The organism is Aromatoleum tolulyticum, assembly GCF_900156155.1.
Taxonomy (GTDB): domain Bacteria; phylum Pseudomonadota; class Gammaproteobacteria; order Burkholderiales; family Rhodocyclaceae; genus Aromatoleum; species Aromatoleum tolulyticum.
In genome coordinates this window covers 66775-92655 of the sequence record NZ_FTMD01000001.1, presented here as the reverse complement: position 1 = coordinate 92655, position 25881 = coordinate 66775, and the positions used below count along the sequence as shown (strand labels likewise).

19 protein-coding genes are annotated in these 25881 nt (G+C 65.7%); 17 read left to right on the top strand and 2 right to left on the bottom strand.

Translation table 11 applies throughout. The features are described from left to right. Positions 1-101: 101 nt before the first annotated feature. From BW991_RS00420 to BW991_RS00375, 10 genes are all read left to right on the top strand, one after another. Positions 102-1175 (top strand): pilus assembly protein PilM, encoded by a 1074-nt coding sequence (locus BW991_RS00420; protein WP_076600131.1) that lies wholly within the window; start codon positions 102-104, stop codon positions 1173-1175. Next, complete coding sequence (locus tag BW991_RS00415) at positions 1172-1744, top strand: PilN domain-containing protein (protein WP_076600130.1); 573 nt, start codon at positions 1172-1174, stop codon at positions 1742-1744. The genes BW991_RS00420 and BW991_RS00415 overlap by 4 nt, the downstream gene beginning before the upstream one ends. After that, positions 1741-2409 (top strand): type IV pilus inner membrane component PilO, encoded by a 669-nt coding sequence (locus tag BW991_RS00410; RefSeq protein ID WP_076600129.1) that lies wholly within the window; start codon positions 1741-1743, stop codon positions 2407-2409. The genes BW991_RS00415 and BW991_RS00410 overlap by 4 nt, the downstream gene beginning before the upstream one ends. Before the next feature lie 7 nt (positions 2410-2416). Beyond that, positions 2417-2932 carry a pilus assembly protein PilP gene (locus BW991_RS00405; protein ID WP_076600128.1) on the top strand — a complete coding sequence of 172 codons (516 nt, stop codon included), beginning with the start codon at positions 2417-2419 and terminating at the stop codon, positions 2930-2932. Further along, positions 2929-5100 (top strand): type IV pilus secretin PilQ, encoded by a 2172-nt coding sequence (locus BW991_RS00400; protein ID WP_076600127.1) that lies wholly within the window; start codon positions 2929-2931, stop codon positions 5098-5100. The genes BW991_RS00405 and BW991_RS00400 overlap by 4 nt, the downstream gene beginning before the upstream one ends. Positions 5101-5164: 64 nt before the next feature. After that, on the top strand, positions 5165-5680 hold the full coding sequence (locus BW991_RS00395) for a shikimate kinase (protein ID WP_088179555.1): 516 nt from the start codon (positions 5165-5167) through the stop codon (positions 5678-5680). 1 nt (position 5681) lies between these two features. Beyond that, a complete protein-coding gene (aroB, locus tag BW991_RS00390; protein ID WP_076600125.1) occupies positions 5682-6764 on the top strand; it encodes a 3-dehydroquinate synthase in 1083 nt (360 codons plus the stop codon). Next, entirely contained in the window at positions 6761-7885 is a 1125-nt protein-coding gene (locus BW991_RS00385) for a deoxyguanosinetriphosphate triphosphohydrolase (protein WP_076600124.1), read from the top strand. Before aroB ends, BW991_RS00385 begins: the two co-directional genes overlap by 4 nt. Before the next feature lie 249 nt (positions 7886-8134). After that, positions 8135-12820: a glutamate synthase-related protein gene (locus BW991_RS00380; RefSeq protein ID WP_076600123.1), complete on the top strand. Its 4686-nt coding sequence runs from the start codon at positions 8135-8137 to the stop codon at positions 12818-12820. Positions 12821-12823: 3 nt separating this feature from the next. Further along, a complete protein-coding gene (locus BW991_RS00375; RefSeq protein WP_076600122.1) occupies positions 12824-14287 on the top strand; it encodes a glutamate synthase subunit beta in 1464 nt (487 codons plus the stop codon). Positions 14288-14353: 66 nt separating this feature from the next. Here the strand turns inward: BW991_RS00375 and BW991_RS00370 are convergent, their stop codons facing one another. Then, a complete protein-coding gene (locus BW991_RS00370; RefSeq protein WP_076600121.1) occupies positions 14354-15538 on the bottom strand; it encodes an acetate/propionate family kinase in 1185 nt (394 codons plus the stop codon). Continuing rightward, positions 15535-16947, bottom strand: coding sequence for a bifunctional enoyl-CoA hydratase/phosphate acetyltransferase (locus tag BW991_RS00365; protein ID WP_076600120.1), 1413 nt, complete (start codon positions 16945-16947; stop codon positions 15535-15537). Before BW991_RS00365 ends, BW991_RS00370 begins: the two co-directional genes overlap by 4 nt. 194 nt (positions 16948-17141) lie before the next feature. On the opposite strand from BW991_RS00365, the gene glmU reads away from it, so the two are divergent. From glmU to BW991_RS00330, 7 genes are all read left to right on the top strand, one after another. Continuing rightward, positions 17142-18500 carry a bifunctional UDP-N-acetylglucosamine diphosphorylase/glucosamine-1-phosphate N-acetyltransferase GlmU gene (gene glmU, locus BW991_RS00360; protein ID WP_076600119.1) on the top strand — a complete coding sequence of 453 codons (1359 nt, stop codon included), beginning with the start codon at positions 17142-17144 and terminating at the stop codon, positions 18498-18500. 15 nt (positions 18501-18515) lie between these two features. Then, entirely contained in the window at positions 18516-20342 is a 1827-nt protein-coding gene (glmS, locus tag BW991_RS00355; RefSeq protein ID WP_076600118.1) for a glutamine--fructose-6-phosphate transaminase (isomerizing), read from the top strand. Between the two features lie 469 nt (positions 20343-20811). After that, the gene (locus BW991_RS00350; protein WP_076600117.1) at positions 20812-21264 is read left to right on the top strand and encodes a chemotaxis protein CheW; all 453 of its coding nucleotides are present in this window, start codon (positions 20812-20814) and stop codon (positions 21262-21264) included. Positions 21265-21277: 13 nt separating this feature from the next. Further along, positions 21278-22687, top strand: coding sequence for a CheR family methyltransferase (locus BW991_RS00345; protein ID WP_076600116.1), 1410 nt, complete (start codon positions 21278-21280; stop codon positions 22685-22687). Continuing rightward, entirely contained in the window at positions 22684-23304 is a 621-nt protein-coding gene (locus tag BW991_RS00340) for a chemotaxis protein CheW (RefSeq protein WP_076600115.1), read from the top strand. The genes BW991_RS00345 and BW991_RS00340 overlap by 4 nt, the downstream gene beginning before the upstream one ends. A 126-nt stretch (positions 23305-23430) precedes the next feature. Continuing rightward, the gene (locus tag BW991_RS00335) at positions 23431-25305 is read left to right on the top strand and encodes a TOL_0244 family TonB-dependent receptor (protein ID WP_170879027.1); all 1875 of its coding nucleotides are present in this window, start codon (positions 23431-23433) and stop codon (positions 25303-25305) included. After that, the gene (locus BW991_RS00330) at positions 25293-25877 is read left to right on the top strand and encodes a TOL_0243 family YfiR-like periplasmic protein (protein WP_076600114.1); all 585 of its coding nucleotides are present in this window, start codon (positions 25293-25295) and stop codon (positions 25875-25877) included. The genes BW991_RS00335 and BW991_RS00330 overlap by 13 nt, the downstream gene beginning before the upstream one ends. The last annotated feature ends 4 nt before the right edge of the window (positions 25878-25881 follow it).

The following is a 25881-nucleotide window of genomic DNA, read 5'->3' as shown; positions in this document are numbered from 1 at the left end:
CCGCCGTCTCTGTTTGCACTCGCAACACTTTGTTGCTAGCATCTCAGAAGCTTATTCAGTTTCGGCGCCTAACATAAAGAAATTTAAGGATTTTCTTTGTGATGGACTTCTCCCTATTTCGCCCCAAGGCGCGTCAGCTGGTCGGTCTCGATATCTCATCTTCATCGGTGAAGATGGTCGAGCTGTCAGAGGGCGAAAAGGGTGCGTACCGCATGGAGCGGTACGCCATCGAATCCCTGCCACGTGACGCGGTCGTCGACGGCAATATCGCCAACCTCGAAGGTGTGAGCGACGCCGTGATGCGTGCCGTGCGCCGCATGGGCGGCGGTATAAAGCAGGTTGCCGTCGCGCTTCCTGCTTCGGCGGTGATCACCAAGAAGATGATCCTGCCCGGCGGCCTGCGCGACCAGGAAATGGAACTCCAGGTCGAGTCGGAGGCAAGTCAGTACATTCCCTTTGCCCTGGATGAAGTCAATCTCGACTTCCAGGTGGTCGGCCCCTCGCCGGGCAGTCCCGAAGAGGTCGAGGTCCTGATCGCCGCATCGCGCAAGGAAAAGGTCGAGGACCGCGTCGCCGTGGTCGAATCCGCCGGCCTCAAGGCCGCCGTGATGGACGTCGAGTCCTTCGCGGCGGAGGCGGCGTTCGAACTCGTCGCCAGGCAACTCCCCGGCGGCGGTGCCGACAAGATCGTCGCGGTGATCGACATCGGTGCAAACGTCATGAACGTCAGCGTCCTGCGCAACGGCCAGCAACTCTATGCCCGCGAACAGGCGTTCGGCGGCATGCAGCTCACGCAGGAAATCGCGCGCCAGTACGGCATGAGTGTAGAGGACGCCGAGGCCGCGAAACGTACCGGCGGGTTGCCCGAGGATTACGAGCGCGACCTGATGCGCCCCTTCATGGACAGCCTGGCTCTCGAAGTGTCGCGCGCGCTGCAGTTCTTCTTCACCTCCACGCAATACAACCAGGTCGATCACATCGTCCTTGCGGGCGGCTGCTCGGTGATGCCCGGCCTTTCCGACGTGGTTGCCGGCCGTACGCAGGTCCCGACCATCGTCGCGAATCCCTTCGTCGGAATGTCGATGTCGTCGCGCGTGCGACCCAAGAACCTGCTGGCCGATGCACCGTCGCTGATGGTTGCCTGCGGTCTGGCGCTCCGGAGATTCGATTCATGATTCGAATCAACCTGCTGCCCCATCGTGAACTCAAGCGCCGCGAACGACGCCAGCAGTTCTATGTCGTGTCCGCTGCGATGGTCGTCGCCGGCCTGCTGGCCGCGCTGGTCGTGCATACCGTCATCGCCGGCTATGTCGAGCGTCAGGAACGCCGCAACGATATCTTCAAGGCTGAGATCACCAAGCTCGACACGCAGATCGACGAAATCAAGCGCCTGCGCGAGCAGATCGACGCCCTGCTGGCGCGCAAGCAGGTCATCGAGTCCCTGCAGACCACGCGTGCCCAGGCCGTGAATGTCATGAACGAGTTCGCGCGCCGCGTGCCGGACGGCGTGTATCTGCGGTCGATCAAGCAGACCGGGCCGAAGATCGCCCTGCTCGGCTATTCGCAGTCCAATTCGCGCGTGTCGGCGCTGATGCGCAGCCTCGACGAGTCGCCCTTCCTCGCCAACCCGGGGCTGGTCGAGATCAAGGCGGCATCCGTGAATAAGCGGCGGGTCAGCGACTTCGCCCTCAACATCGGCACGGAAGGGCCCAAGGCCGAAGGCGATCAAGGGGCCAGGAAATGAAGCTCGGCAAACTCCAAGGCATCGATTTCGAGCGTCTCTCGCAGGATTTCAAGGGCCTCGATCCCAACGACCCCGGCGCGTGGCCGCTGGCGCCGCGCATCGCGGTGTTCGTCGCGTTGCTGGCTGCGGTCCTCGCTCTCGCATGGTGGTTCGACTGGCGCGATCAGGTGGCGCTCCTCGAACAGCGCGAGGCCGAAGAAGTGCAGCTGCGCAACGACTGGGTGACGAAGAAGAAGCTTGCCGTGAATCTCGATGCGTACAAGCTCCAGCTCGAAGAGATCGACCGTCAGTTCGGCGCGCTGCTGAAGCAGTTGCCGAATCGTGCGGAAATGGACTCGCTGCTCTCCGACATCAACCAGGCCGGCGTGGGCCGCGGATTGCAGTTCGAACTCTTCAAGCCGGGTGCTGAAGTGGTCAAGGACTTCTATGCCGAGATGCCGATCGATGTGCGCATCATCGGCGCCTACAACGACCTCGGCGCGTTCGCAGAAGACGTTGCGCGCATGTCCCGGATCGTGACCCTGGACAACGTCGCGATCGAAGCCCAGAAGGAAGGCGGGCTCAAGCTGGAGGCGAAGGCGATCACGTATCGCTACCTCGACGAAGAGGAGCTCGCGCAGAAGCGCCAGCAGGAGAAGGCCGCAAAGGCAAAGGGAGGCAAGTGAGAAAGCCATGAAACGCCTTCTGATACTTGCAAGCGCCCTTGTCCTCACCGCCTGTGCCGGCGACCAGGAGGACATCCAGGGGTGGATGGCCGAGCAGGAAAAGGGGATGACCGGAACGATCAAGCCCCTGCCCGAGATGAAGCCGGTCCCGGTCGTGAAGTACGAAGCCGAAGGCGCCGCCGACCCCTTTGTCCTCAGTCGCATCGAGCCCGAAACGAAGACCTCCCGTCGCGGGGGGCCCGACCTCGATCGCAGGCGCGAGCCGCTCGAATCCTATCCGCTCGAGTCCCTGCAACTCGTCGGTGTGATCACCCAGAACCGGAAGGTGCATGCACTGGTACGCGCCGACCAGAACCTGCACCAGGTCAGGGTGGGCAACTACATGGGCCAGAATTTCGGGTTGGTGACGGAGATCTCGGAATCGGAAGTCACTCTGAAAGAGCTGGTTGAAGACATGAACGGCGATTGGGTCGAGCGCATCAGCAAATTGCTGCTGCAGGAGCAGCAGGAGGCACGGAAATGAATAACAAACGCATGATTGCGCTGCTGGTTGCGGCGTTTACCCTGGCCGTTCCCGCGCCCGCCGTCCTTGCACAGGCTGCGCCGCAAAGCCAGTCCGCGACAAACAGCATCGACGACCTCGAGGTTTCCCGGCAGGGTGGATCCGTCGTGCTGAAGCTGACGCTCAAGGAACCGCTTGCCGCGCCGCCGGCGAGCTTCAGCGTTGCCAACCCCGCGCGGATCGCATTCGATTTCCCCGGCACGACCAACGGTCTGGGCCGCAGCGTGCAGGAAATCGATCAGGGCGATCTGCGCAGCGCGAACATCGTCCAGTCCGGCGACCGCACGCGCCTCGTGCTGAACGTCACCAAAGTCACCCCCTTCGAATCGCGCATCGAGGGACGTAGCGTCATCATTTCCCTCGGCGCCGCGGCTCCGGTCGGCGCCACGACGACGCAGGTTTCGCAGGCGATAGCCAATTTCGCCGCGCCGAAACGCGACGCCGTCGCCGAGGGCAGCAGCATCCGCGACATCAACTTCCGCCGCGGCAAGGATGGCGAGGGGCGGGTGGTCGTGCAGCTTTCCAGTCCCGACGCAGGCATCGACATCCGTCAGCAGGGTGGCGGCCTGGTCGTCGAATTCCTGAAGACCTCCTTGCCCGAGCACCTGCGTCGCCGCTCGGACGTCACCGATTTCGCCACGCCGGTGACATCGATGACCGCACAGCAGCAGGGCGACAACGTCCGCCTGCAGGTAACGCCCAACGGCAAGTGGGAGCACAACGCCTACCAGAGCGACAACCAGTTCGTGCTCGAGGTGCGGCGAGTCGTCGAGGATCCGAACAAGCTGGTCCAGGGGGCTGCGCGCGGCCAGTACAAGGGCGACAAGCTCTCGCTGAATTTCCAGAACATCGACGTCCGTTCGGTGCTGCAGGTCATCGCGGACTTCACCAACTTCAACATCATCACCAGCGACTCGGTGCAGGGCAACCTGACGCTGCGCCTCAAGGACGTGCCGTGGGACCAGGCCCTCGACATCATCCTGCAGGCCAAGGGCCTGGACATGCGCAAGTCGGGTAACGTCATCTGGATCGCTCCGGGCGAGGAGCTCGCGACGCGCGAGAAGCTGCAGCTCGAAGCGAAGGCACAGATCGGCGATCTGGAGCCGCTGCAAACCGAGAGCTTCCAGATCAACTACCACAAGTCCAAGGAAATCTTCGATTTTCTGAAGAGCAAGGACCAGACGATGCTGTCGAAGCGCGGCAGCGTCGTTGTCGACGAGCGGAGCAACCGGCTGTTCGTCACCGATGTCGCGAGCCGCTTGGCGGCCCTTGCGAGCCTCATCAAGGATATCGACGTCGCGCCGCGCCAGGTCATGATCGAGGCGCGGGTCGTCGAGGCGAACAAGGATTTCGCGCGTGATCTCGGTGTGCGTCTCGGCTACGGCGATCGCCGTGCGAAGAACCTCGGCGATGGTGCGAAGATCGGTTTCGGTTCGTCCGAGTTCGGTAATTTCAACTCTTCGACGGGCGAAATCAGCACCGATCCGGACACGCCGATCAACACGATCATTCATCGTGTCGGCGAAAACGCGGTGAGTGGCAATGGCTTCCTGCCCACAAACCCGTTCGGTGCCTTGAACCTGACGTTGTTCAACCGCTCGCTGACGCGTTTCCTGAACCTGGAGCTGGCGGCCCTCGAATCGGACGGCCGCGGCCGCGTCGTGTCGAGCCCGCGTATCCTCACGGCCAACCAGGTCGAAGCGACGATCAAGCAGGGTCAGGAAATTCTCTATGTCACCCCCTCGAGCGGTACGGAGCCGCCGACCGTCAGCTTCAAGGACGCCGTCCTGATGCTCAAGGTGCGTCCGCAGATCACGCCGGACGGCCGTATTCAGCTAAAGGTTGAAGTGAGCAAGGACAGGGCCGACTTCTCGCGCAGCATTCTCGGCAATCCGCCGATCGACAAGAAGAGCGTGACGACCGAAGTGATGGTCGAGAACGGCGGGACGGTGGTCATCGGCGGCGTGTTCGAGGAAGAGGAAACCACTACCGTCAACCGAGTGCCGCTGCTCGGCGAAATCCCGTACCTTGGCGCGCTGTTCCGCTCCACGAATACGCAGTCGTCGCGACGCGAGCTGCTGGTCTTCCTGACGCCGCGCATCGTCTCGGATGCCCTGACGCTCAAGTGATCGGCACGCGCGCAGGCTCGTTCGCCTGCTGTATAGTTGCCGGCATTACGTATCGGATGCCGGTTTGGTGTTAGTGATTCTGATTGGCATGATGGGCGCCGGGAAGACCACGGTAGGTCGTGAGTATGCCCGGCGTCATCACATGCGCTTCATCGATTGCGATCATGAAATCGAGGCTCGCACGGGGGTCAAGGTCTCCACGATCTTCGAGATCGAAGGCGAGGAAGGTTTCAGGCGGCGCGAAACTCAGCTCGTCGACGAGTTGACGCGCGAATCCGACCTGGTGCTGGCGACCGGCGGCGGGGTCGTGCTCAATTCCGACAATCGCGCGATGATGTCGGAGCGGGGTATCGTCGTGTACCTCAACGTGCCGACCCCGGTCCTGTGGGAGCGGACCCGCCACGACCGCAACCGTCCGCTGCTGCAGGTGCCGAATCCGCGCGAACGCATCGAGAACCTCTACCGCGAACGCGATCCGCTGTACCGGTCCGTCGCGGACATCATCGTCGATGGCGGTCGCGGCAATCCCGGGGGGATGGTGCGCGTGATCGAGAAGGCCATCGAAAACTTCAAGAAGTGATATGCGCACCCTGAATGTGGCTCTAGGCGACCGCGGCTATCCGATCCATATCGGGCGCGGCCTGCTCGGCGATCCGTCGCTGATCCTCCCTTTCCTCAGGACGCCGCGCGTTGCGATCGTCACCAACGACGTCGTCGGTCCGCTCTACCTCGATCGGCTGCAGGCCGGGCTGCGCGACCTCGGCGTGCAGGTGCATGCCGTGACGCTGCCCGATGGCGAGGCGCACAAGGATTGGCCGACGCTGAACCTGATCTTCGACATGCTGCTGGCCGAGCGCTGCGAGCGCTCGACGACCCTGCTTGCCCTGGGAGGCGGCGTCGTCGGCGACATGACCGGTTTTGCGGCCGCGACCTACCAGCGCGGGGTGCCATTCATCCAGATCCCGACGACGCTGCTGTCGCAGGTCGATTCGTCGGTGGGCGGAAAAACGGCAATCAATCACCCACTCGGCAAGAACATGATCGGCGCGTTCTACCAGCCGAAACTGGTGTTGGCCGACACCGGAACGCTGGACACGCTGCCGGCGCGCGAACTGGCGGCAGGACTCGCGGAAGTCATCAAGTACGGCCTGATCCGCGATCCGGTATTCTTCGAGTGGCTGGAGTCGAACATCGAGCGCCTGGTCGCACGCGAGCCCGAGGCGCTGGCCTTTGCGATCGAGCGTTCGTGTGCGAACAAGGCGGAAGTGGTTGCCGCCGACGAAACGGAGCAGGGCGAACGGGCGCTCCTGAATCTCGGCCATACCTTCGGGCATGCAATCGAAACCGGCATGGGCTACGGGGCCTGGCTGCATGGCGAGGCGGTTGCCGCGGGGACGATGATGGCGGCGGAACTGTCCTGTCGCCTCGGGTGGATCGGTACCGACGACGTCGCGCGCATCGAGGCTTTGCACCGGCGTGCCGGGCTGCCGGTGCATGGCCCCCGGCTTGGCGCCGCGCGCTACCTGGAGCTGATGGCGCACGACAAGAAGGTGGAGGCCGGACGGCTGCGGCTGATCCTGCTGCGCGGCATCGGCAGGGCGGTGATCCACGCTGATGCGACGCACACGGCGATCGCCGCCGCCATCGAAGCGCGCTGCGCATGATGGCACTCGCACCCTGGGCGGTCACCGAAGCAAATTCGCGCGGAAGGGTTCATCCCGAACCGTCGCCGGGCATACGCAGCGAGTTCCAGCGCGACCGCGACCGCATCGTGCATTCGAATTCCTTCCGGCGGCTCGAATACAAGACGCAGGTCTTCGTCAATCACGAGGGCGACCTGTTCCGCACGCGCCTCACGCACAGCATCGAGGTCGCCCAGATCTCGCGCGGCGTGGCGCGGGCGCTGCAGCTCAACGAGGATCTGGTCGAAGCGATCGCGCTCGCCCATGACCTCGGCCACACGCCATTCGGACATGCAGGTCAGGACGCCCTCAACGCCTGCATGAAGGCGTATGGCGGCTTCGAACACAATCTGCAGTCGCTGCGAACCGTCGATGTTCTCGAGGAGCACTACGCCGCCTTCGACGGCCTCAACCTATGCTACGAGACGCGCGAGGGGATCCTGAAGCACTGTTCGCGCGAGCGGGCGAGGGAGCTGGGGGAGCTGGGGCAGCGCTTCCTCGACGGCCATCAGCCTTCGCTGGAGGCGCAGCTCACCAACCTGGCCGACGAAATCGCATACAACAACCACGACGTCGACGACGGCCTGCGTTCGGGGTTGATAATGCTCGAGCAGCTCGACGAAGTCGCGGTGTTCATGGATGCCCGCCGCGACGCGGAGGCCCGCTGGCCGGGACTGGCCGGGCGTCGGCTGATCCACGAGACGATCCGGCGCATGATCAACGAGATGGCGCTTGATCTCATCGCCACGACGCGGGCGAACATCGACGCTGCAGGCGTGCAGTCGCTTGCGGATGTGCGCCATGCGAGGCGTCTGGCGGCGTATTCCGAGGAGCTCGCGCCGCGCCTGCGCGAGCTGAAGGCGTTCCTGCGCGAAAACCTCTACGCGCATTACCAGGTGTTGCGCATGACGGACAAGGCGCGGCGCATCATCCAGGATCTGTTCGGCGCCTTCATGAGCGATCCGCGTCTCCTTCCGCCGCAATATCAGGTGCGCGCGCGCACCGACACGCCGCGTGCAATCGCCGACTACATCGCCGGAATGACCGACCGCTACGCGATGAAAGAGCATCGCCGGCTCTTCGCCGTCGGCGAAATTCATTGAGGCATCATAGGCTTACCGCGCCGCAAAAAAATCTTGAAACACGGGTTTCGCGGGGGTATATTCCCAAGTCCGCCTGAAAGGTAAGCAGTGGCCGTGTGTCAAGCACTGGCCGAACGGAGCCGGTGTGCGCGTGCACCCGGCTCTTTTTGACGCCTGCACAATTTTGGTGCGTTATTTGCATGCGGCGCTGCCGTCGCCCGATCAACGCCGGTCCATGCCGGCAAACGTGTTGTGTCGAGGAAGAACGTGATGGATCTCCCCCAGAAGCAGGGTCTGTACGACCCGACCAATGAACATGACGCCTGTGGTGTGGGTTTCGTCGCCCATATCAAGGGCGTCAAGAGTCATGCAATCATCAGCCAGGGGCTTGAGATTCTGAAGAATCTCGACCACCGGGGCGCAGTCGGCGCCGATGAGTTGCAGGGCGACGGGGCGGGGATCCTGATCCAGATTCCGGATGCGCTGTACCGCGAAGAGATGGCGAAGCAGGGCATCGACCTGCCGCCCGTCGGCGAGTATGGCGTCGGCATGGTCTTCCTGCCCAAGGAGCAGGCGTCGCGTCTCGCATGCGAGGAAGAGATCGGCCGTGCGGTGCGCGCGGAAGGCCAGGTGGTGCTCGGCTGGCGCGACGTCCCGGTGAACCGTGAGATGCCGATGTCGCCGGCGGTGAAGGCCAAGGAGCCGGTGATGCGCCAGGTCTTCATCGGTCGCGGCCCCACCGTGACCGTGACCGACGCGCTCGAGCGCAAGCTGTACGTGATCCGTCGCCGCGCGGCGAACGCGATCAACGCGCTGGAGCTCAAGCACGGCAAGGAATTCTACATGGTGTCGATGTCCGCTCGCACCGTGAACTACAAGGGGCTGCTACTCGCGACGCAGGTCGGCGAGTACTACTGCGATCTGGCCGATACCCGCACGGTGTCGGCGCTCGCGCTCGTCCATCAGCGCTTTTCCACCAACACCTTCCCGAAATGGGACCTGGCCCATCCGTTCCGCTATATCGCCCACAACGGCGAGATCAACACGTTGCGCGGCAACTACAACTGGATGCGCGCGCGCGAAAAGGGCACGCATTCGCCGCTGCTCGGTGATGACCTGCAGAAGATCTGGCCGCTGATCTACCCGGGCCAGTCCGATTCGGCCTCGTTCGACAACGCGCTCGAGCTGCTCGTGATGAGCGGCTACTCGCTCGCCCACGCGGTGATGATGATGATCCCCGAGGCGTGGGAGTCGCACACGCTGATGGACGAGAAGCGCCGCGCCTTCTACGAATACCACGCGGCGATGATGGAGCCGTGGGACGGCCCCGCAGCGGTGGCCTTCACCGACGGCCGCCAGATCGGCGCGACGCTCGACCGCAACGGCCTGCGTCCGGCGCGCTACCTCGTGACCGACGACGACCTCGTGGTGATGGCGTCGGAATCGGGCGTGCTGCCGATCCCCGACAGCAAGATCGTCAAGAAGTGGCGCCTGCAGCCGGGCAAGATGTTCATGATCGACCTGGAGCAGGGACGCATCATCGACGACCGCGAGCTGAAGGAATCGCTCGCCCAGGCGAAGCCCTATCGCGAGTGGATCCGTCGCATCAACATCAAGTTCGACGACCTGCCGGTGCCTGAAGGTGTCGAGGTGGCGCAGCCCGGCGCTTCGCTGCTGGATCGCCAGCAGGCCTTCGGCTACACGCAGGAAGACATCAAGTTCATCCTCGAGCCGATGGGCAAGACGGGCGAGGAAGCGACCGGCTCGATGGGCAACGATTCGCCGCTGGCCGTGCTGTCGGCGAAGGAGAAGCCGCTCTACAACTACTTCCGTCAGCTGTTCGCGCAGGTGACGAACCCGCCGATCGACCCGATCCGCGAGCAGCTGGTGATGTCGCTGGTGTCCTTCATCGGCCCGCGTCCGAACCTGCTCGAGATCAACGAGATCAACCCGCCGTACCGCCTCGAAGTGACGCAGCCGGTGCTCGACTTCGACGACATGGCGAAGATCCGCAACATCGCGCGTTACGCCGACAGCCGCTTCCGCTCGGCCGAGCTGGATGCGTGCTATCCGGTCGCCTGGGGCAAGGAAGGGGTCGAGGCGCGTCTGGCGACGCTGTGTGCCGAGGCCGAGGATGCCGTGCTGCAGGGGTACAACATCCTGATCGTGTCGGATCGCAAGATCGACGCCGACAAGGTCGCGATCCCCGCGCTGCTGGCGACCTCCGCCGTGCATCAGCACCTGGTGGCCAAGGGTCTGCGCACGCGCGCCGGTCTGGTCGTCGAGACCGGCACCGCACGTGAAGTGCATCACTTCGCCGTGCTGGCGGGTTACGGCGCCGAGGCGGTCCATCCCTACGTCGCGATGGAGACGCTGCAGCAGATCGCAGCTCAGTTGCCAAACCCGGCCGAGGCCGGTGCGAAGGCGATCAAGCATTTCGTCAAGGCAGTCGGCAAGGGCCTCATGAAGGTCATGTCCAAGATGGGCATCTCGACCTACATGTCCTACACCGGCGCGCAGATCTTCGAGGCGGTCGGCCTGAAGCAGTCGCTGTGCGACCGCTATTTCACCGGCACGACCAGCCAGGTCGAGGGCATGGGCGTGTTCGAGGTGATGGAGGAAACCATCCGCCTGCATCGCAAGGCCTTCAGCAACGACCCGGTGCTGGTGGACATGCTCGACGCGGGTGGCGACTACGCCTACCGCGTGCGCGGCGACGATCACATGTGGACGCCCGAATCGATCGCCAAGCTGCAGCATGCGACGCGCTCGGGCAAGTCCGACACCTACAAGGAATACGCAAAGCTGATCAACGACCAGAGCAAGCGCCACATGACGCTGCGCGGCCTGTTCGAGATCAAGCCCGCCGGTCCCCCGGTGTCGCTCGACGAGGTCGAGCCGGCGAAGGAGATCGTCAAGCGTTTCGCCACCGGCGCGATGTCGCTCGGTTCGATTTCGACCGAGGCGCACACGACGCTGGCCGTGGCGATGAACCGCATCGGCGGCAAGTCGAACACCGGCGAGGGCGGCGAGGATCCGATGCGCTTCAAGCCGATCACGCAGGCGATGCGCCTGTCGCAGATCGTCGGCGAGAACCGCATTGCGCGCGACCTCGAGTTGAAGGCGGGCGACAGCCTGCGTTCGGCGATCAAGCAGGTCGCATCGGGTCGTTTCGGCGTCACGGCGGAGTACCTGGTCAATGCCGACCAGATCCAGATCAAGATGGCGCAGGGCGCCAAGCCCGGCGAGGGCGGCCAGCTGCCCGGCCACAAGGTGAGCGAATACATCGGCTTCCTGCGCCATTCGGTGCCGGGGGTCGGCCTGATCTCGCCGCCGCCGCACCATGACATCTACTCGATCGAGGACCTCGCCCAGCTCATCCACGACCTGAAGAACGCCCAGCCGGCCGCTTCGATCTCGGTCAAGCTGGTGTCCGAGATCGGCGTCGGCACGGTCGCGGCGGGTGTCGCCAAGGCCAAGGCGGATCACGTCGTGATCGCCGGCCATGACGGCGGCACGGGCGCTTCGCCGTGGTCGTCGATCAAGCACGCCGGCAGCCCGTGGGAGCTGGGTCTCGCCGAGACGCAGCAGACCCTGGTGCTCAACAGCCTGCGCAGCCGCATCCGCGTGCAGGTCGACGGTCAGATGAAGACCGGCCGCGACGTCGTGATCGGCGCGCTGCTGGGCGCGGACGAGTTCGGTTTCGCGACCGCGCCGCTGGTTGTCGAAGGCTGCATCATGATGCGCAAGTGCCACCTGAACACCTGCCCGGTCGGCGTCGCGACGCAGGATCCGGAGCTCAGGAAGCGCTTCACCGGCCAGCCCGAGCACGTCGTGAACTACTTCTTCTTCGTTGCCGAGGAAGTGCGCGAGCTGATGGCGCAGATCGGCATCCGCAAGTTCGACGACCTGATCGGCCGCCCGGAACTGCTGGACATGAAGAAGGGCATCGAGCACTGGAAGGCGCGCGGCCTCGACTACAGCCGCATCTTCCATCGCCCGAAGGTCGCGGCGAACGCGGCGAAGCGTCATGTGGAGGTGCAGGAGCACGGCCTCGAGAAGGCGCTCGACAACCAGCTCATCGATCTGGCGAAGCCCGCGCTCGAGCGCGGCGAGCCGGTTCGCATCGATGTGCCGGTGCGCAACATCAACCGCACCGTCGGTGCGATGCTGTCCGGGCGTGTCGCCGAGAAGTACGGCCATGCCGGTCTGCCCGACGACACGATCCACGTGACCCTGAACGGCACCGCGGGCCAGAGCTTCGGCGCCTTCACGGCGCGCGGGGTGACGCTGGAGCTCGTGGGCGAAGGCAACGACTACGTCGGCAAGGGCCTGTCGGGCGGTCGCGTGATCGTGCGTCCGCAGGCGTCGTTCCGCGGCGCGTCGCCCGAGAACATCATCATCGGCAACACCGTGCTGTACGGCGCGATCGAGGGTGAGGCCTACTTCTCGGGTGTCGCCGGCGAGCGTTTCGCGGTGCGCAACTCCGGCGCCACTGCGGTCGTCGAGGGCGTGGGCGACCATGGCTGCGAGTACATGACGGGCGGAACGGTGGTGGTGCTCGGCCAGACCGGCCGCAACTTCGCCGCCGGCATGTCGGGTGGCGTGGCCTACGTGCTGGACGAGGATGGTACGTTCGGCCAGCGCTGCAACATGGCGCAGGTCGCGCTCGAGCCGGTGCCCGAGGAGATCGAGGCGCGCAAGGGCTCGGAGTCCGGCGACGATCTCGAGTCGCACGGCCGGGTGGACATCAACCACCTCGAGATGGGCGACGAGCTGATCCTGAAGGGGTTGATCGAGCGTCACGCCCGCTACACGGGCAGCACGCGTGCCCGCGAAATCATCGAAAACTGGACCGCCTGGCGCTGCAAGTTCGTCAAGGTGATGCCGCATGAATATCGTCGTGCGCTGGCCGAGATGGCCGCGCAGAAGCAGAAGCAACTGGAGGCCGCGTAAAAAATGGGCAAGCCCACCGGATTTCTGGAGTATCAGCGTCTGTCGGAGGCCTACGAGCCGGTTGCCGAGCGCGTGAAGAAGTACAAGGAGTTCGTGCTGCGACTCACCGACGAGCAGGCGGCGATACAGGGTGCGCGCTGCATGGACTGCGGCATCCCGTTCTGCAACAACGGCTGTCCCGTCAACAACATCATTCCGGACTGGAATGACCTGGTGTATCGCGGCCAGTGGAAGGAGGCGATCGAGGTTCTGCACTCGACCAACAACTTCCCCGAGTTCACCGGCCGTATCTGCCCCGCTCCGTGCGAGGCCGCGTGCACGCTGAACATCAACGCCGACGCGGTCGGCATCAAGTCGATCGAGCACGCGATCATCGACAAGGCGTGGGAGGAGGGCTGGGTCCAGCCGCGTCCGCCCGCTGCGAAGACCGGCAAGAAGGTTGCGGTCGTCGGCTCGGGCCCGGCGGGCCTCGCCGCCGCACAGCAGCTCGCGCGTGCCGGTCACGACGTGACCGTGTTCGAGAAGAACAGCCGCGTCGGCGGCCTGCTGCGCTATGGCATCCCCGACTTCAAGATGGAGAAGGGGCTGATCGACCGCCGCATGGCGCAGATGGAAGCCGAGGGAGTGCGCTTCCGTACCGGCGTGATCGTCGGTGCCGATGCGACGGTGCCCGGCATCGTCAACGACGCGAAGGAGTTCGTCAGCGCTGAGGCGCTGCAGAAGGAGTTCGACGCGGTGATCCTCGCGGCGGGTTCCGAAGTGCCGCGCGATCTGCCGGTGCCGGGCCGCGACCTGGCCGGGGTGCATTTCGCACTGGAGTTCCTGATTCCGCAGAACAAGGCGGTGGCGGGTGACGGCCCGAATCCGATGTCGGCCGAAGGCAAGCATGTCGTCGTGATCGGCGGCGGCGATACCGGTTCCGACTGTGTCGGCACCTCGAATCGCCACGGCGCGGCCAGCGTGACCCAGTTCGAGCTGATGCCGATGCCGCCGGAGGAAGAGAACAAGGCGCTGACGTGGCCGTACTGGCCGATCAAGCTGCGTACCTCCTCGTCCCATGAGGAAGGTTGCGAGCGCGACTTCGCCGTTGCGACGAAGGAGTTCTTCGGCAAGGACGGCAAGGTTACCGGCCTGAAGGCGGTGCGCCTCGAGTGGAAGGATGGCCGCATGTCGGAGGTCGCGGGTTCGGAATTCGAGGTGAAGGCCGATCTCGTCTTCTTCGCGATGGGCTTCACGAATCCGCTGGGCAAGCTGCTCGAAGCCTTCGGGGTCGAGAAGGATGCGCGCGGCAACGCGAAGGCGACCACCGACGGTGCCGGCTGCTACGCGACCAGCGCGCCCAGGGTGTTCGCTGCCGGCGACGTGCGCCGCGGTCAGTCGCTCGTGGTCTGGGCGATCCGCGAGGGGCGTCAGTGTGCTCGCGAGGTGGATCAGTTCCTCATGGGTGAATCGGTCCTGCCGCGCTGAATCGTTTGTGCCAGACGGAATGAAAAAGGGCGACCCGCGGGTCGCCCTTTTTGTTGCCGTGCTGCCTCAGTGTGCGAGGCGCTCCAGCGTGTAGTGCGCAATCATGCCTTCCTCGTTGGTCGGCACGACCGCCACCGCGACGCGGCTGTCGGGTGCGTCGATACGCAGGGCGTGTGCGTCGTTCGCATCCGGATCGATGGCGACGCCCAGCCAGGCGGACAGTTTGGCGACCCGGGCGCGCACCGGTGCGGCGTGCTCGCCGATCCCGCCCGTGAACACGAGTGCATCCAGACCGCCGGCCGCGGCCGCGAGCGAGCCGATTTCACGCGCGATGCGGTAGCAGAAGAGATCGACCGCTTCCCGCGCCTCGCGGGCGTCGGATGCGAGCAGGGTGCGCATGTCCTGGCTGATGCCGGAGACCCCGAGGAGGCCGGACTCCTTGTACAGCAGGTTGGTCAGGGCCTTGGCGTCCATGCCCTTCTGTTCCATCAGGTAGAGCATCACGCCCGGATCGAGGCTGCCGGTGCGCGTGCCCATCATCAGGCCTTCCACGGCGGTGAAGCCCATCGTCGTGGCGACGCTCCTGCCCTCGCGCAGCGCGCACATCGAAGCGCCGTTGCCCAGGTGGGCGATCAGCACTGCGCCGTTCGCGCGTTCGCCGATGACGTCGGGGAGTTGGCGTGCCACGTAGTCGTAGGACAGTCCGTGGAAGCCGTAGCGCTTGACGCCTTCGGCACTGATCGCCCGCGGCAGGGCGAAGGCCTGGGCGAGCGGGGACTGGGTGCGATGGAAGGCGGTGTCGAAGCAGCCGACCTGCGGAATCTCCGGGATCAGCGCCGCCACCGCGCGCACGGCGCGCAGGTTGTGCGGCTGGTGCAGCGGGGCGAGCGGGATGAAGCCTTCGAGGTCGCGCAGGACCGACTCGTTGAGCGTCACCGGCGCGCTGTAGAGTTCGCCGCCGTGCACGATGCGGTGACCGGCGGCGACGACGTCGAGATCGGGGTTGTGCGCACTGAGCCAGCGGAACAGGTGGTTGAGCGCGTCGCGATGCTGCTCCGTCTGGGTGCCCGAGGTCAGAACCGGTTCGTGGTAGTGCGCGCCGTCGGCGTCCTTTGCCGACAGCACGGGCGTTGCGCCGATGCCTTCGATCTGGCCGGACAGTGCCGGCGACTGCGCAAGCGCGGGTTCGATCGCAAAGAGCGCGAACTTCAGGCTGCTCGAGCCGGCGTTGATGACGAGCACGGCCTTCATGCGAGACGCGCCTCGCGCTTCTTGTGCGCCATCAGCTGCGCGATCGCACACGAGGCGGCGCGCGTTTCGGCGGTGTCGGCACGGCTGGTCAGCACGATGGGCACGCGCGCGCCGAGCACCACGCCGGCCATCAGCGCGTTGGCAAGGTATTCGAGCTGCTTGGCGACCATGTTGCCCGACTCGAGGTCGGGCACGACGAGGATGTCGGCGTTGCCGGCGACCAGCGAGCGGATGCCCTTGGTCTTGGCGGCGACGAGCGACACGGCGTTGTCGAAGGCTAGGGGGCCGTCGAGGAGGCCGCCCTTGATCTGGCCGCGGTCGGCCATCTTGCACAGCGCGGCGGCGTCGATGGTCGAGCGGATCTTCGACGTGACGGTCTCGACCGCGGACAGGATCGCGACCTTGGGTTCGGGCAGGCCCATGACGTGGGCGAGGTCGATCGCGTTCTGGATGATGTCGACCTTGTCTTCGAGGGTGGGCTCGATGTTGATCGCGGCGTCGGTGATCAGCAGCGGGTGCGGGTAGGTCGGCACGTCGGCCATGAACACGTGGCTGATGCGGCGCGAAGTGCGCAGCCCGCCAGCCTTGGAGATGACCGCGCTCATCAGTTCGTCGGTGTGCAGCGAGCCCTTCATCAGGGCCTCGACCTGGCCCTCGCGCGCCAGCGTGACGGCGGTTTCGGCCGCCTCGTGGCTGTGCGCCACGTCGATGATGCGCACGCCGTGCAGGTCGATGCCTTCCTGCTCGGCGACGGCGCGAATCTTCGTCTCCGGGCCGACCAGCACCGGGATGACGAGGCCTGCCTGGGCGGCCTGGATCGGGCCGCGCAGCGATTCGGCATCGCACGGGTGGACGACGGCGATCGGGATCGGCGCCTTGCCTGCCGTGATCGACAACAGGTGACCATAGCGCAGTTCGCGGTCCGAGATCGTCACTTCGGGGAGGTGGATGCGGGCGCGCTTGATCTTCTCGGTAGGGGCCTGCACCTCGGCGATGCCGTCGATGACCTTCAGGCCGTCCTGGTTCAGGGCGACGCAGTCGAAGAGGATGTGATGGTTGTGCTCGAACTTCTCGCGGCAGGTGACGCTGATGGTCAGCGTGTCGCCGATCGTGATCGGGCGGTGGAAGTTCAGGCCCTGCGAGACGTAGACGGTGCCCGGGCCGGGAAACTCGGTGCCGAGGATCGTCGAGATCAGGGTGCTGCCCCACATGCTGTGGCCGACGACTTCGCGGAACTGGCTGGAGCGCGCGAACTCGGGATCGACGTGGGTCGGATTGACGTCGCCGGACATGACCGCGAAGAGGTGGATGTCGTCCGGCCGCAGCGTGCGCACCAGCTGGGCGCGGTCGCCCACCTGGATCTCGTCGAATACGCGGTTCTGGATGAATTGATTGGCGTCGTGATCCATGGTCGGTGTGTTCCGGTTGCGATGCAAAAACCGCATTTTAGTCGCGTTATCAGGGTCTTGCCTGTCGTGCTGTAAAAACGTGTGTGCGCTGCGGTATTCCTGTGTGATTCGCGCGACAGGCGACCCAGGGCCGCCGGGGGGCCTTCGGCGCACATGCTAGAATCGGCGGCGGTTCCGAACGAAACGGGGTTTTCATGGAAGTCGTGATTCTTGCCGCCGGGCAGGGCAAACGCATGCGTTCGGTATTGCCGAAGGTGCTGCAGCCGATCGCCGGGCGTCCGATGCTGGCGCACGTGATCGGTGCCGCCAGGGCGCTGGACGCAGCGCGCATCTGCGTCGTGTATGGCCACGGTGGCGAGGTGGTGCGCGAGCGGCTGCAGGATGCCGCGCTGCGCTGGGCGCGGCAGGAGCCGCAGCTGGGTACGGGGCATGCGGTGCAGCAGGCGCTGCCGGAGCTTTCCGACGGCGAGATGGCGCTGGTGCTGTACGGCGACGTGCCGCTGATCGGCGCCCCCACGCTGCGCCGTCTGCAGGCCGCAGCGGGCGGCGGCAAGCTCGCGCTGCTGACCGTCGAACTGCCGGATCCGACGGGTTATGGTCGCATCCTGCGCGACGCCGGCGGCAAGGTGACGCGGATCGTCGAGGAAAAGGACGCGAGCGCCGAGCAGCGCCGGGTGCGCGAAGTCAATACCGGCATCCTCGTGGCGCCGGTCGCACGCCTGCGCGACTGGCTCGGGCGCATCGGCAACGACAACGCACAGGGCGAGTACTACCTCACCGACATCATCGGCCTGGCGGTCGCCGAGGGCGTAGAGATCGTCACGGTGCAGCCGGACGCGGTGTGGGAGACGCTGGGCGTGAACAGCAAGCCGCAGCTCGCCGAACTGGAGCGCATCCACCAGCGCAACATCGCGCAGCGCCTGATGGACGCCGGCGTGACGGTGCTCGACCCGGCACGCATCGACGTGCGCGGCGAACTCGAATGCGGCCGCGACGTCGAGATCGACGTCGGCTGCGTGTTCGAGGGCAACGTGGAGCTCGGCGACGACGTGCGCGTCGGCGCGAACTGCGTGATCCGCAACGCGCGCATCGGCGCAGGCACCCGGATTGCGCCCTTTTCGCACATCGAGGACACGGTGACGGGGCGCGAATGCGTGATCGGCCCGTACGCGCGCACGCGCCCCGGCACGACGCTGGGCGACGACGTGCACCTGGGCAACTTCGTCGAGGTCAAGAACAGCGCGATCGCCGACCATTCGAAGGCCAACCACCTCGCCTACGTCGGCGATGCGGACGTCGGCCAGCGCGTGAACATCGGCGCGGGCACGATCACCTGCAACTACGACGGCGCCAACAAGTTCCGCACGATCATCGAGGACGACGTGTTCATCGGCTCCGATACCCAGCTCGTCGCGCCGGTGCGCGTCGGCCGCGGGGCGACGCTGGGCGCGGGCACGACCCTCACCAAGGACGCCCCGCCGGAGCAGCTCACCGTGTCGCGGGCCAAGCAGATCACCATCGCCGGCTGGAAGCGGCCGGTGAAGAAGAAGTAAGCCGGAGAAAACATCATGTGCGGCATCGTCACTGCCATCGCGACGCAGAACGTCGTCCCCGTCCTCCTCGAAGGCCTGCGCAAGCTGGAATATCGCGGCTACGACTCCGCCGGCCTGGCCGTGCTCAATGGCGGGCTGCAGCGCGTGCGCGCGGCCGGCCGCGTCGCCGAACTCGCGGCGCGTGCCGAGGAGAAGAAGCTCGACGCCGGCATCGGCATCGCGCACACGCGCTGGGCGACGCACGGCGTGCCGTCCGAGCGCAATGCGCATCCGCATGTGTCGGCGGGGCTGGCCGTCGTGCATAACGGCATCATCGAGAACTTCGAGGCGATCAAGCAGCGCCTGATGGCCCAGGGCTACGAGTTCGTCTCGGAAACCGACACCGAGGCGATCGCCCACCTGATCCACAGCAAGCTCGCGGTGCACCCGGACCTCTTCGAGGCGGTGCGCCTGGCAACCAACGAGCTCGTCGGCGCCTACGCGATCGGCGTGATCTGCGAAGCCGATACCGCGCGCGCGATCGTTTCGCGCCACGGTGCGCCGCTGCTGCTGGGCGTGGGCGAGGACGGGATGTATGCGGCCTCCGACACGGCGGCGCTGCTGCAGGTCACGCGCAAGGTGATCTATCTCGAGGATGGCGACATTGCCGAACTGCGCCGCGACGGCTACCGCATCGCGCGCCCCGACGGCACGCCGGTCGAGCGCGCCACGCATGTGTCCAGCCTGTCCGCCGACGCGGTCGAACTGGGCCAGTACCGTCACTACATGCAGAAGGAGATCTTCGAGCAGCCGCAGGCGCTTGCGAACACGCTCGAGATCATCGCCGGCGGCGGCTCGGTGACGCCGCAGCTGTTTGGCACCCAGGCGCCCGAACTCCTGGGCGGGGTCGGGCGCGTGCTGGTGCTCGCGTGCGGCACGAGCTACCACGCCGGTCTGGTCGCGCGTTACTGGATCGAGGCGATCGCGAAGGTGCCGTGCAGCGTCGAGATCGCGAGCGAATACCGCTACCGCGAATCGGTCGCGAATCCGGACACGCTGGTGGTCGTGATCTCGCAGTCGGGCGAGACCGCCGACACGCTCGCCGCGCTCAAGCACGCGAAGGCGTTGGGCATGGAGCGGACGCTGGCGATCTGCAACGTGCCCGAATCGGCGATCGTGCGCGAGGCGGCGCTGCGTTTCATCACGCGCGCGGGTCCCGAGATCGGCGTCGCCTCGACCAAGGCCTTCACGACGCAGCTCGCGGCGCTGTCGCTGCTCACGCTGTCGCTCGCCAAGCTCGCCGGGCGCCTGCCCGAAGCGGAGGAGGTGCGCCACCTGACGGCGCTGCGGCATCTGCCCGTTGCGGTGCAGAAGGTGCTCGAACTCGAGCCGGAGATCGAACGCTGGGCGCAGCGCTTCGCCGCCAAACAGCACGCGCTTTTCCTCGGCCGCGGCCAGCATTGGCCGATCGCCATGGAAGGGGCGCTGAAACTCAAGGAAATCTCCTACATCCACGCCGAGGCCTATGCGGCCGGCGAGCTGAAGCACGGCCCGCTGGCGCTGGTCGACAAGGACATGCCGGTGATCGCGGTCGCCCCCGCCGACGAGCTGCTGGAAAAACTGAAATCGAACCTGCAGGAAGTCCGCGCGCGCGGTGGCGAGCTGTACGTGTTTGCCGATGCCGGCAGCGAGATCCCCGAGTCGGAGGGTGTGCACATCCTGCAGATGCCCGAGAACTACGGCATGCTGTCGCCGGTGCTGCACGTCGTTCCGCTGCAGTTGCTGTCCTACCATGCGGCCCTGGTGAAGGGCACCGATGTGGACAAGCCGCGCAACCTGGCGAAATCGGTTACGGTGGAATGAGGGGGTGGCAGCAATAAGGTGATTGTTCCCGACAAATAAAGTCGAAAACTCGATCTCGCAACGAAAACGCCCGGCTTGCCGGGCGTTTTCGTTAGTCAGTTTATCGACCTGGCGGAGGAGTCCGGCCTCGTCGACGCCCTGACGCATGCAGTGCTCAATTGCGCTTTGGATCAGGCCGTTCGCTGGCACGCCGACGAGATGTCACTGCCATTGGCGGTTAACGTCTCGATAGAGAACTTCACGCGGCTCGAATTTCCCCGCAGTGGCCTACGCGGGCATTCTGCCGGTCAGTCTCGCGGCGCCGGGCTCGCGTGCGCCGCAAATATTGCCACAGCCGAATTTCCGCTATCCGCACATCGTGCAAAGCTGCAAAAGGCATATGCAACAAATTGTTGCTTTGGCCGGTCTGGTAACTCAACTTGCTTGATTCTATGCTCCTTAGGTGACCTTACCGAAAGGGCCGGCAGCCATGCAGCAGGTAGCGGTATTCACGTTGGGCGACCGCCGCTTCGGGTTGCCGCTGGGCAGCGTCGAGCGCGTGATCCGCGCGGTTGCCGTGACGCCGCTGCCCAAGGCGCCGAGCATCGTTTGCGGCGTCGTGAACATGCGGGGCCAGGTCGTCCCGGTAATCGATATCCGCCGACGCCTGGGGGTGCAGGGCAGGGAGATCGCGCTGAGCGATCAGTTGCTGGTCGCCCATACCCCCCGCCGGACCCTGGCGATGATGGTCGACGCCGTGACAGGTGTCGCCGAATGCGATGAACGCGACTGGGTCGCGGCGGAGACGATCGTTCCGGGAACCGGTTACCTGCGGGGCATCGTCAAGCTCGCGGACGAAATGGTCCTGATCCACGACCTCGACAGCTTCCTTTCCCTGGACGAGGAGCAATCCCTCGAGCAGGCCTTGAGCAGCATCGCGTAGAGCGACCCGACCGATGAACGCGACGATTCCCGACGCCTTGCTGCGCGAGTTCAGCGACTTTCTCGCGCGCCGGATGGGAGTGTATTTTCCCCCGCCGCGCTGGGCGGACATGCTCCGCGGCATCGAGAAGGCGGCACCGGCGCTGGGTTTTCGCGGCGTCGAAGCATGCCTGCGCGGGCTCATGGTTTCCGCCCTCAGCCGCGGCCAGGTGGAAATTCTTGCCGGCCATCTCTGCATCGGCGAGACGTACTTCTTCCGCGAGCCGGCGGTTTTCGCGGCGCTGGAAAACGACATCCTGCCACCGCTGATCGCGTCCCGCCGTGCCTCGGAGCGCCGCCTGCGTATCTGGAGCGCGGGGTGCTGCACGGGCGAGGAGCCGTATTCGATGGCGATCCTGCTCACCCGGCTGATCCCGGATCTGGCCGACTGGAACCTCAGCCTCCTCGGCACCGACATCAATCCCCACTTTCTGGCCGCGGCGGCGCATGGCGCCTATCGCGACTGGTCGTTCCGCGGCGTTCCCGGACGGTTTCGGGAGGATTATTTCGATGCCGTCGATGGCGGCCGCTACCGGTTGGCCACGCGCTACAGGAGATTGGTGACGTTCGACCATCTCAACCTGGTCGATGACGTCTACCCGTCGGTGCTGAACAACACCAATGCCATGGACATCGTGTTGTGCCGCAACGTGCTGATGTACTTCGATGCCAGGACGATCGAAACGGTGGTGCGCAGGCTCGGTCGCGTCGTGGTGGAGGGCGGCTGGCTGATCGTCGGCCCGGCCGAACTGAATGCGTCACTGTTCGCCGACTTCGAGATGGTCCGGCTCGGCGACGCCATCCTCTACCGCAAGGGGCATGCGCCGCCGGCGACGGTTTACTCGGCCGGCGTGCCGCCGCGGCCCATGCGCACCACCTTGCCGGAAGCGCCTGCAGCCCGAACCGCGCCTTACCAAAGCGCGCTGGCCTGTTATGAGCGCGGCGACTACGAGCGGGTGAAGGCCTTGCTGGCCACTGCAGGGGGGGGAAGCCCGCCAGCGCTCGCGCTGATGGCCCGCGCCTGCGCCAACCTGGGCGAGCTTGCCGAAGCATGCCGCTGGTGCGAAGCGGCGGTGGCCGCCGACAAGTTCAATCCCGGCCTGCGCTATCTGCTCGCCTCGGTGCTGGAGGAGGCCGGCCGTCCCGAAGCGGCGGTCGCGACGCTCAGACAGGCGCTCTATCTCGACCAGGACTACGTCCTCGCCCATTTTGCGCTCGGTACGCTGCACCGGCGCATGGGCGATGCCGGGCGCGCCGCCAGGCACTACGGCAACGCCCGCGATCTCCTGCAGGCGTATCCGGCCGATGCGCCGCTGGCCGACGCGGAAGGACTCACCGCCGGCCGCCTGCGGGAAATCATCGACGCGACCGAGTGCATCGCATGACACGGCCGGCGGGGCGCGGCGGCGCCGCAATCGACTGGAGCGAAATCCGGCGCCGGATGGCCGATGCGGAGCGCGCGCTGGAGGAGCAGTTTGTCCCGGCGCCCGGGCAGCGCCGTGCGATTCTCGAAGCCCGGGCGCGCGCGCTCGCGGCCGGTGCGCCGGCAGAACCGGGCGCGAGTATCGAGGTGCTCGAATTCACGCTCGCCAACGAGCGTTATGCGATCGAGTCGAGCTGGGTGAGCGAGGTCGTTCCCTTGCGCGAACTGACCCCGCTGCCCGGCACCCCGGCCTTCGTGCTGGGCATCATCCATCTGCGCGGCGAGGTGATTTCGGTGCTCGACCTGAAGAAGTTCTTCGAGCTTCCCGACAGGGGACTCTCCGACCTCGACAAGGCGATCGTCCTCGACGACGGCGCGATGCAGTTCGCGATCCTCGCGGACGCGATCGTCGGCGTCCGCCGCCTCCTGCTCGACGACGTGCAGCCGCCGCTGCCCACGCTCACCGACGTCCGTGCCGACTATTTGCTGGGTATCACCCGGCAGAGCGAAGTGGTCCTCGATGGGCGCAAGTTGCTGGCGGACCCCGCAATTGTCGTGGCGGACGAGACTGGCGGATGAGTCGCCCATTCGATGCGTTGATGCGATCCGCATGGGCTGGTGGCGGAACTTGACAATGCAATAAGGTTTTTTTCTCCCGCGCGTTGATCCACTATGGAAACAAGCATGCAGTCTGGGATAAGAACGATGAAGATTGCGTCAGCGGTCAAGGCGTGCCTCGCCTGCCTCGCTTTCCCCGCAGTGGCGATTGCGGCGGAGGACTTGTCGCGCTATTCGATCGAGGAACTCGCCGAAATCGAGATTTCCTCGGTGTCGCGGCGGCCCGAGTCGTTGCGCGAAGCCGCCGCCACCATCTATGTCATCAGCCGCGAGGATGTCCGCCGCTCGGGTGCCAGGAGCCTGGCGGAAGTCCTGCGCCTGGCGCCCAATCTCCAGGTGGCGCGGCTGAGTTCGAGCGGCTACGCGATCAGCGCCAGGGGCTTCAATTCCACGACCGCCAACAAGCTGCAGGTCTTGATCGACGGCCGCAGCGTCTACACGCCGCTCTTTTCCGGGGTCTTCTGGGATGCCCAGGACACCTTTCTCGAGGATATCGAACGCATCGAGGTGGTGAGCGGCCCCGGCGGGGCTTTGTGGGGCTCGAATGCGGTGAACGGCGTGATCAACATCACCACCCGACAGGCTCAGGACACCGCCGGCACCGTTCTGCGCGTGGGAGCCGGCAACAGCGAGCGGAATGTTGCCGCGCGCCACGGGCTCAGGCTCGGGGACGATGCGGGCGTGCGCGTCTATGCCAAGGGCTTCGCCCGGGAGGATACCTTCACGCGCAGTGGCGCCGATGCCCGCGACGGCTGGCACAGCCGCCAGGCAGGCTTCCGCTACGACTGGGGACGGAGCGGGGATGCGCTGACCCTGCAGGGGGATACCTACGACGGTGCCATCGAGCAAGGCGCTAGCCGCGATACCCACATTGGCGGCGTCAACCTGCTCGGGCGCTGGAACCGCAAGCTGGCCGACGACGGCGAGGTCCAGATCAAGGCCTATTACGACCGTACGCGACGCCGGATTCCCGGCACCTTCGCCGAGGTGCTGGAAACCTGGGACCTGGACCTGCTGCATCGCCTGCACTGGGGCGAGCGCCATGACATCGTCTGGGGAGGCGGCTACCGCCTGATGCGCGACGACGTGAGCAACTCCTCCCGCTTGGCCTTCCTGCCGGCCCGGCGGGACATGCACCTGAGCAACATCTTCGTGCAGGACAGCATCGCCCTCGACAATGCGTGGCGGCTGACCCTCGGCGTCAAACTCGAACACAACAGCTACACCGGCACGGAATTCCTGCCCGACGCCCGGCTGGCCTGGCAGCTGAGCCCCACCGCCCTGGTCTGGGCGGCCGTTTCGCGGCCGGTGCGCACGCCGTCGCGGATCGACCGGGAGTTCTTCGTTCCCGCCACGGCCCCCTTCCTGCTCGCCGGCGGGACGTTCCGGTCCGAGAAGCTGATGGCCTACGAGCTCGGCTACCGGGCTCAGCCGACCGCGAGCCTGTCCTATTCGATCACCGCCTTCCATCATGACTACGACCGGCTGCGCAGCCTGGAGCCCGCTTCCGGCGCCGGGTCTCCCCTCGTCATCGCCAACGGGATGAGGGGGAATATCAATGGCGTGGAAGCCTGGGGCAGCTATCAGGTCACGCCGGACTGGCGCCTTTCGGCGGGTTACACCCACCTGTGGAAACACCTGAGCTTCGCGGACGACAGTCGCGACACCAATCTGGCCGCAGCGGGCAACGATCCCACCCGCCAGTTCTTCCTGCACACCGCCCATAACCTGCCCCACGGTGTGGAGCTGGACTTCTTCCTGCGCGCCATCAGCCGTCTTCCCGACCCGAGGATACCCGGCTATGTCGCGGTCGACGGGCGGATCGGCTGGACCATCGCCCGTGGCGTCGACCTCTCGCTGATCGGCAACAATCTCTTGGACCGCCGTCACCGGGAATTCGCCAACACGACCGGCGGCGAACTGGGGCGCAGCATTCAGGCGAGGGTGCGATGGAACTTCTGAGCCCCCGGCCGCTGGTGGCTGCCCTTTCGTTCCTCGGCCGGGTGGCGCGTCTGGCCATCCTCGTCCTGTTGCCGTGCCCGGCGATGGCGGGGGAGGCCGATTCCCTGGAATACGCCGTCAAGGCGACGTATCTCTACAAGTTCGCCGGTTATGTGGATTGGCCGGCCACCGCCTTCGCGTCGCCGAACAGTCCGCTCACCGTGTGCGTCGCCGGCGACGACCCTTTTGGCGCGACCCTCGACACGGCGGCGCGGGGGCAGCGCATCGCCGACCGGCAGGTGGTGGTGCGCCGGCTGAAGAACATCGAGCGCGATTCGGGCTGCCAGATCCTGTTTGTCGGCGGAGCCGAAGCCCAGCGCGCCCAGATGCTTGCGGCGGTGCGCGGCAGCCAGGTGCTGACGGTGACCGACAGCCCGGAGCCGGGCGGGGCGGTGGGCATCATCAATTTCGTGATCAGGGATAACCGCGTCCGATTCAACATCGACGAGGAGGGTGCGGCCCAAAGCGGGCTCAGCATCAGTTCCAAGCTCCTCAAACTGGCCCTGAATCTCAGACCGTCGGGCCGGCCTTAGGAGA

Coding starts and splice junctions, on each gene's coding strand:
- BW991_RS00420 (WP_076600131.1), top strand. CDS start 102: ATGGACTTCTCCCTATTTCGCCCCAAGGCGCGTCAGCTGGTCGGTCTC.
- BW991_RS00415 (WP_076600130.1), top strand. CDS start 1,172: ATGATTCGAATCAACCTGCTGCCCCATCGTGAACTCAAGCGCCGCGAA.
- BW991_RS00410 (WP_076600129.1), top strand. CDS start 1,741: ATGAAGCTCGGCAAACTCCAAGGCATCGATTTCGAGCGTCTCTCGCAG.
- BW991_RS00405 (WP_076600128.1), top strand. CDS start 2,417: ATGAAACGCCTTCTGATACTTGCAAGCGCCCTTGTCCTCACCGCCTGT.
- BW991_RS00400 (WP_076600127.1), top strand. CDS start 2,929: ATGAATAACAAACGCATGATTGCGCTGCTGGTTGCGGCGTTTACCCTG.
- aroB (WP_076600125.1), top strand. CDS start 5,682: ATGCGCACCCTGAATGTGGCTCTAGGCGACCGCGGCTATCCGATCCAT.
- BW991_RS00385 (WP_076600124.1), top strand. CDS start 6,761: ATGATGGCACTCGCACCCTGGGCGGTCACCGAAGCAAATTCGCGCGGA.
- BW991_RS00380 (WP_076600123.1), top strand. CDS start 8,135: ATGGATCTCCCCCAGAAGCAGGGTCTGTACGACCCGACCAATGAACAT.
- BW991_RS00375 (WP_076600122.1), top strand. CDS start 12,824: ATGGGCAAGCCCACCGGATTTCTGGAGTATCAGCGTCTGTCGGAGGCC.
- BW991_RS00370 (WP_076600121.1), bottom strand. CDS start 15,538: ATGAAGGCCGTGCTCGTCATCAACGCCGGCTCGAGCAGCCTGAAGTTC.
- BW991_RS00365 (WP_076600120.1), bottom strand. CDS start 16,947: ATGGATCACGACGCCAATCAATTCATCCAGAACCGCGTATTCGACGAG.
- glmU (WP_076600119.1), top strand. CDS start 17,142: ATGGAAGTCGTGATTCTTGCCGCCGGGCAGGGCAAACGCATGCGTTCG.
- glmS (WP_076600118.1), top strand. CDS start 18,516: ATGTGCGGCATCGTCACTGCCATCGCGACGCAGAACGTCGTCCCCGTC.
- BW991_RS00350 (WP_076600117.1), top strand. CDS start 20,812: ATGCAGCAGGTAGCGGTATTCACGTTGGGCGACCGCCGCTTCGGGTTG.
- BW991_RS00345 (WP_076600116.1), top strand. CDS start 21,278: ATGAACGCGACGATTCCCGACGCCTTGCTGCGCGAGTTCAGCGACTTT.
- BW991_RS00340 (WP_076600115.1), top strand. CDS start 22,684: ATGACACGGCCGGCGGGGCGCGGCGGCGCCGCAATCGACTGGAGCGAA.
- BW991_RS00335 (WP_170879027.1), top strand. CDS start 23,431: ATGAAGATTGCGTCAGCGGTCAAGGCGTGCCTCGCCTGCCTCGCTTTC.
- BW991_RS00330 (WP_076600114.1), top strand. CDS start 25,293: ATGGAACTTCTGAGCCCCCGGCCGCTGGTGGCTGCCCTTTCGTTCCTC.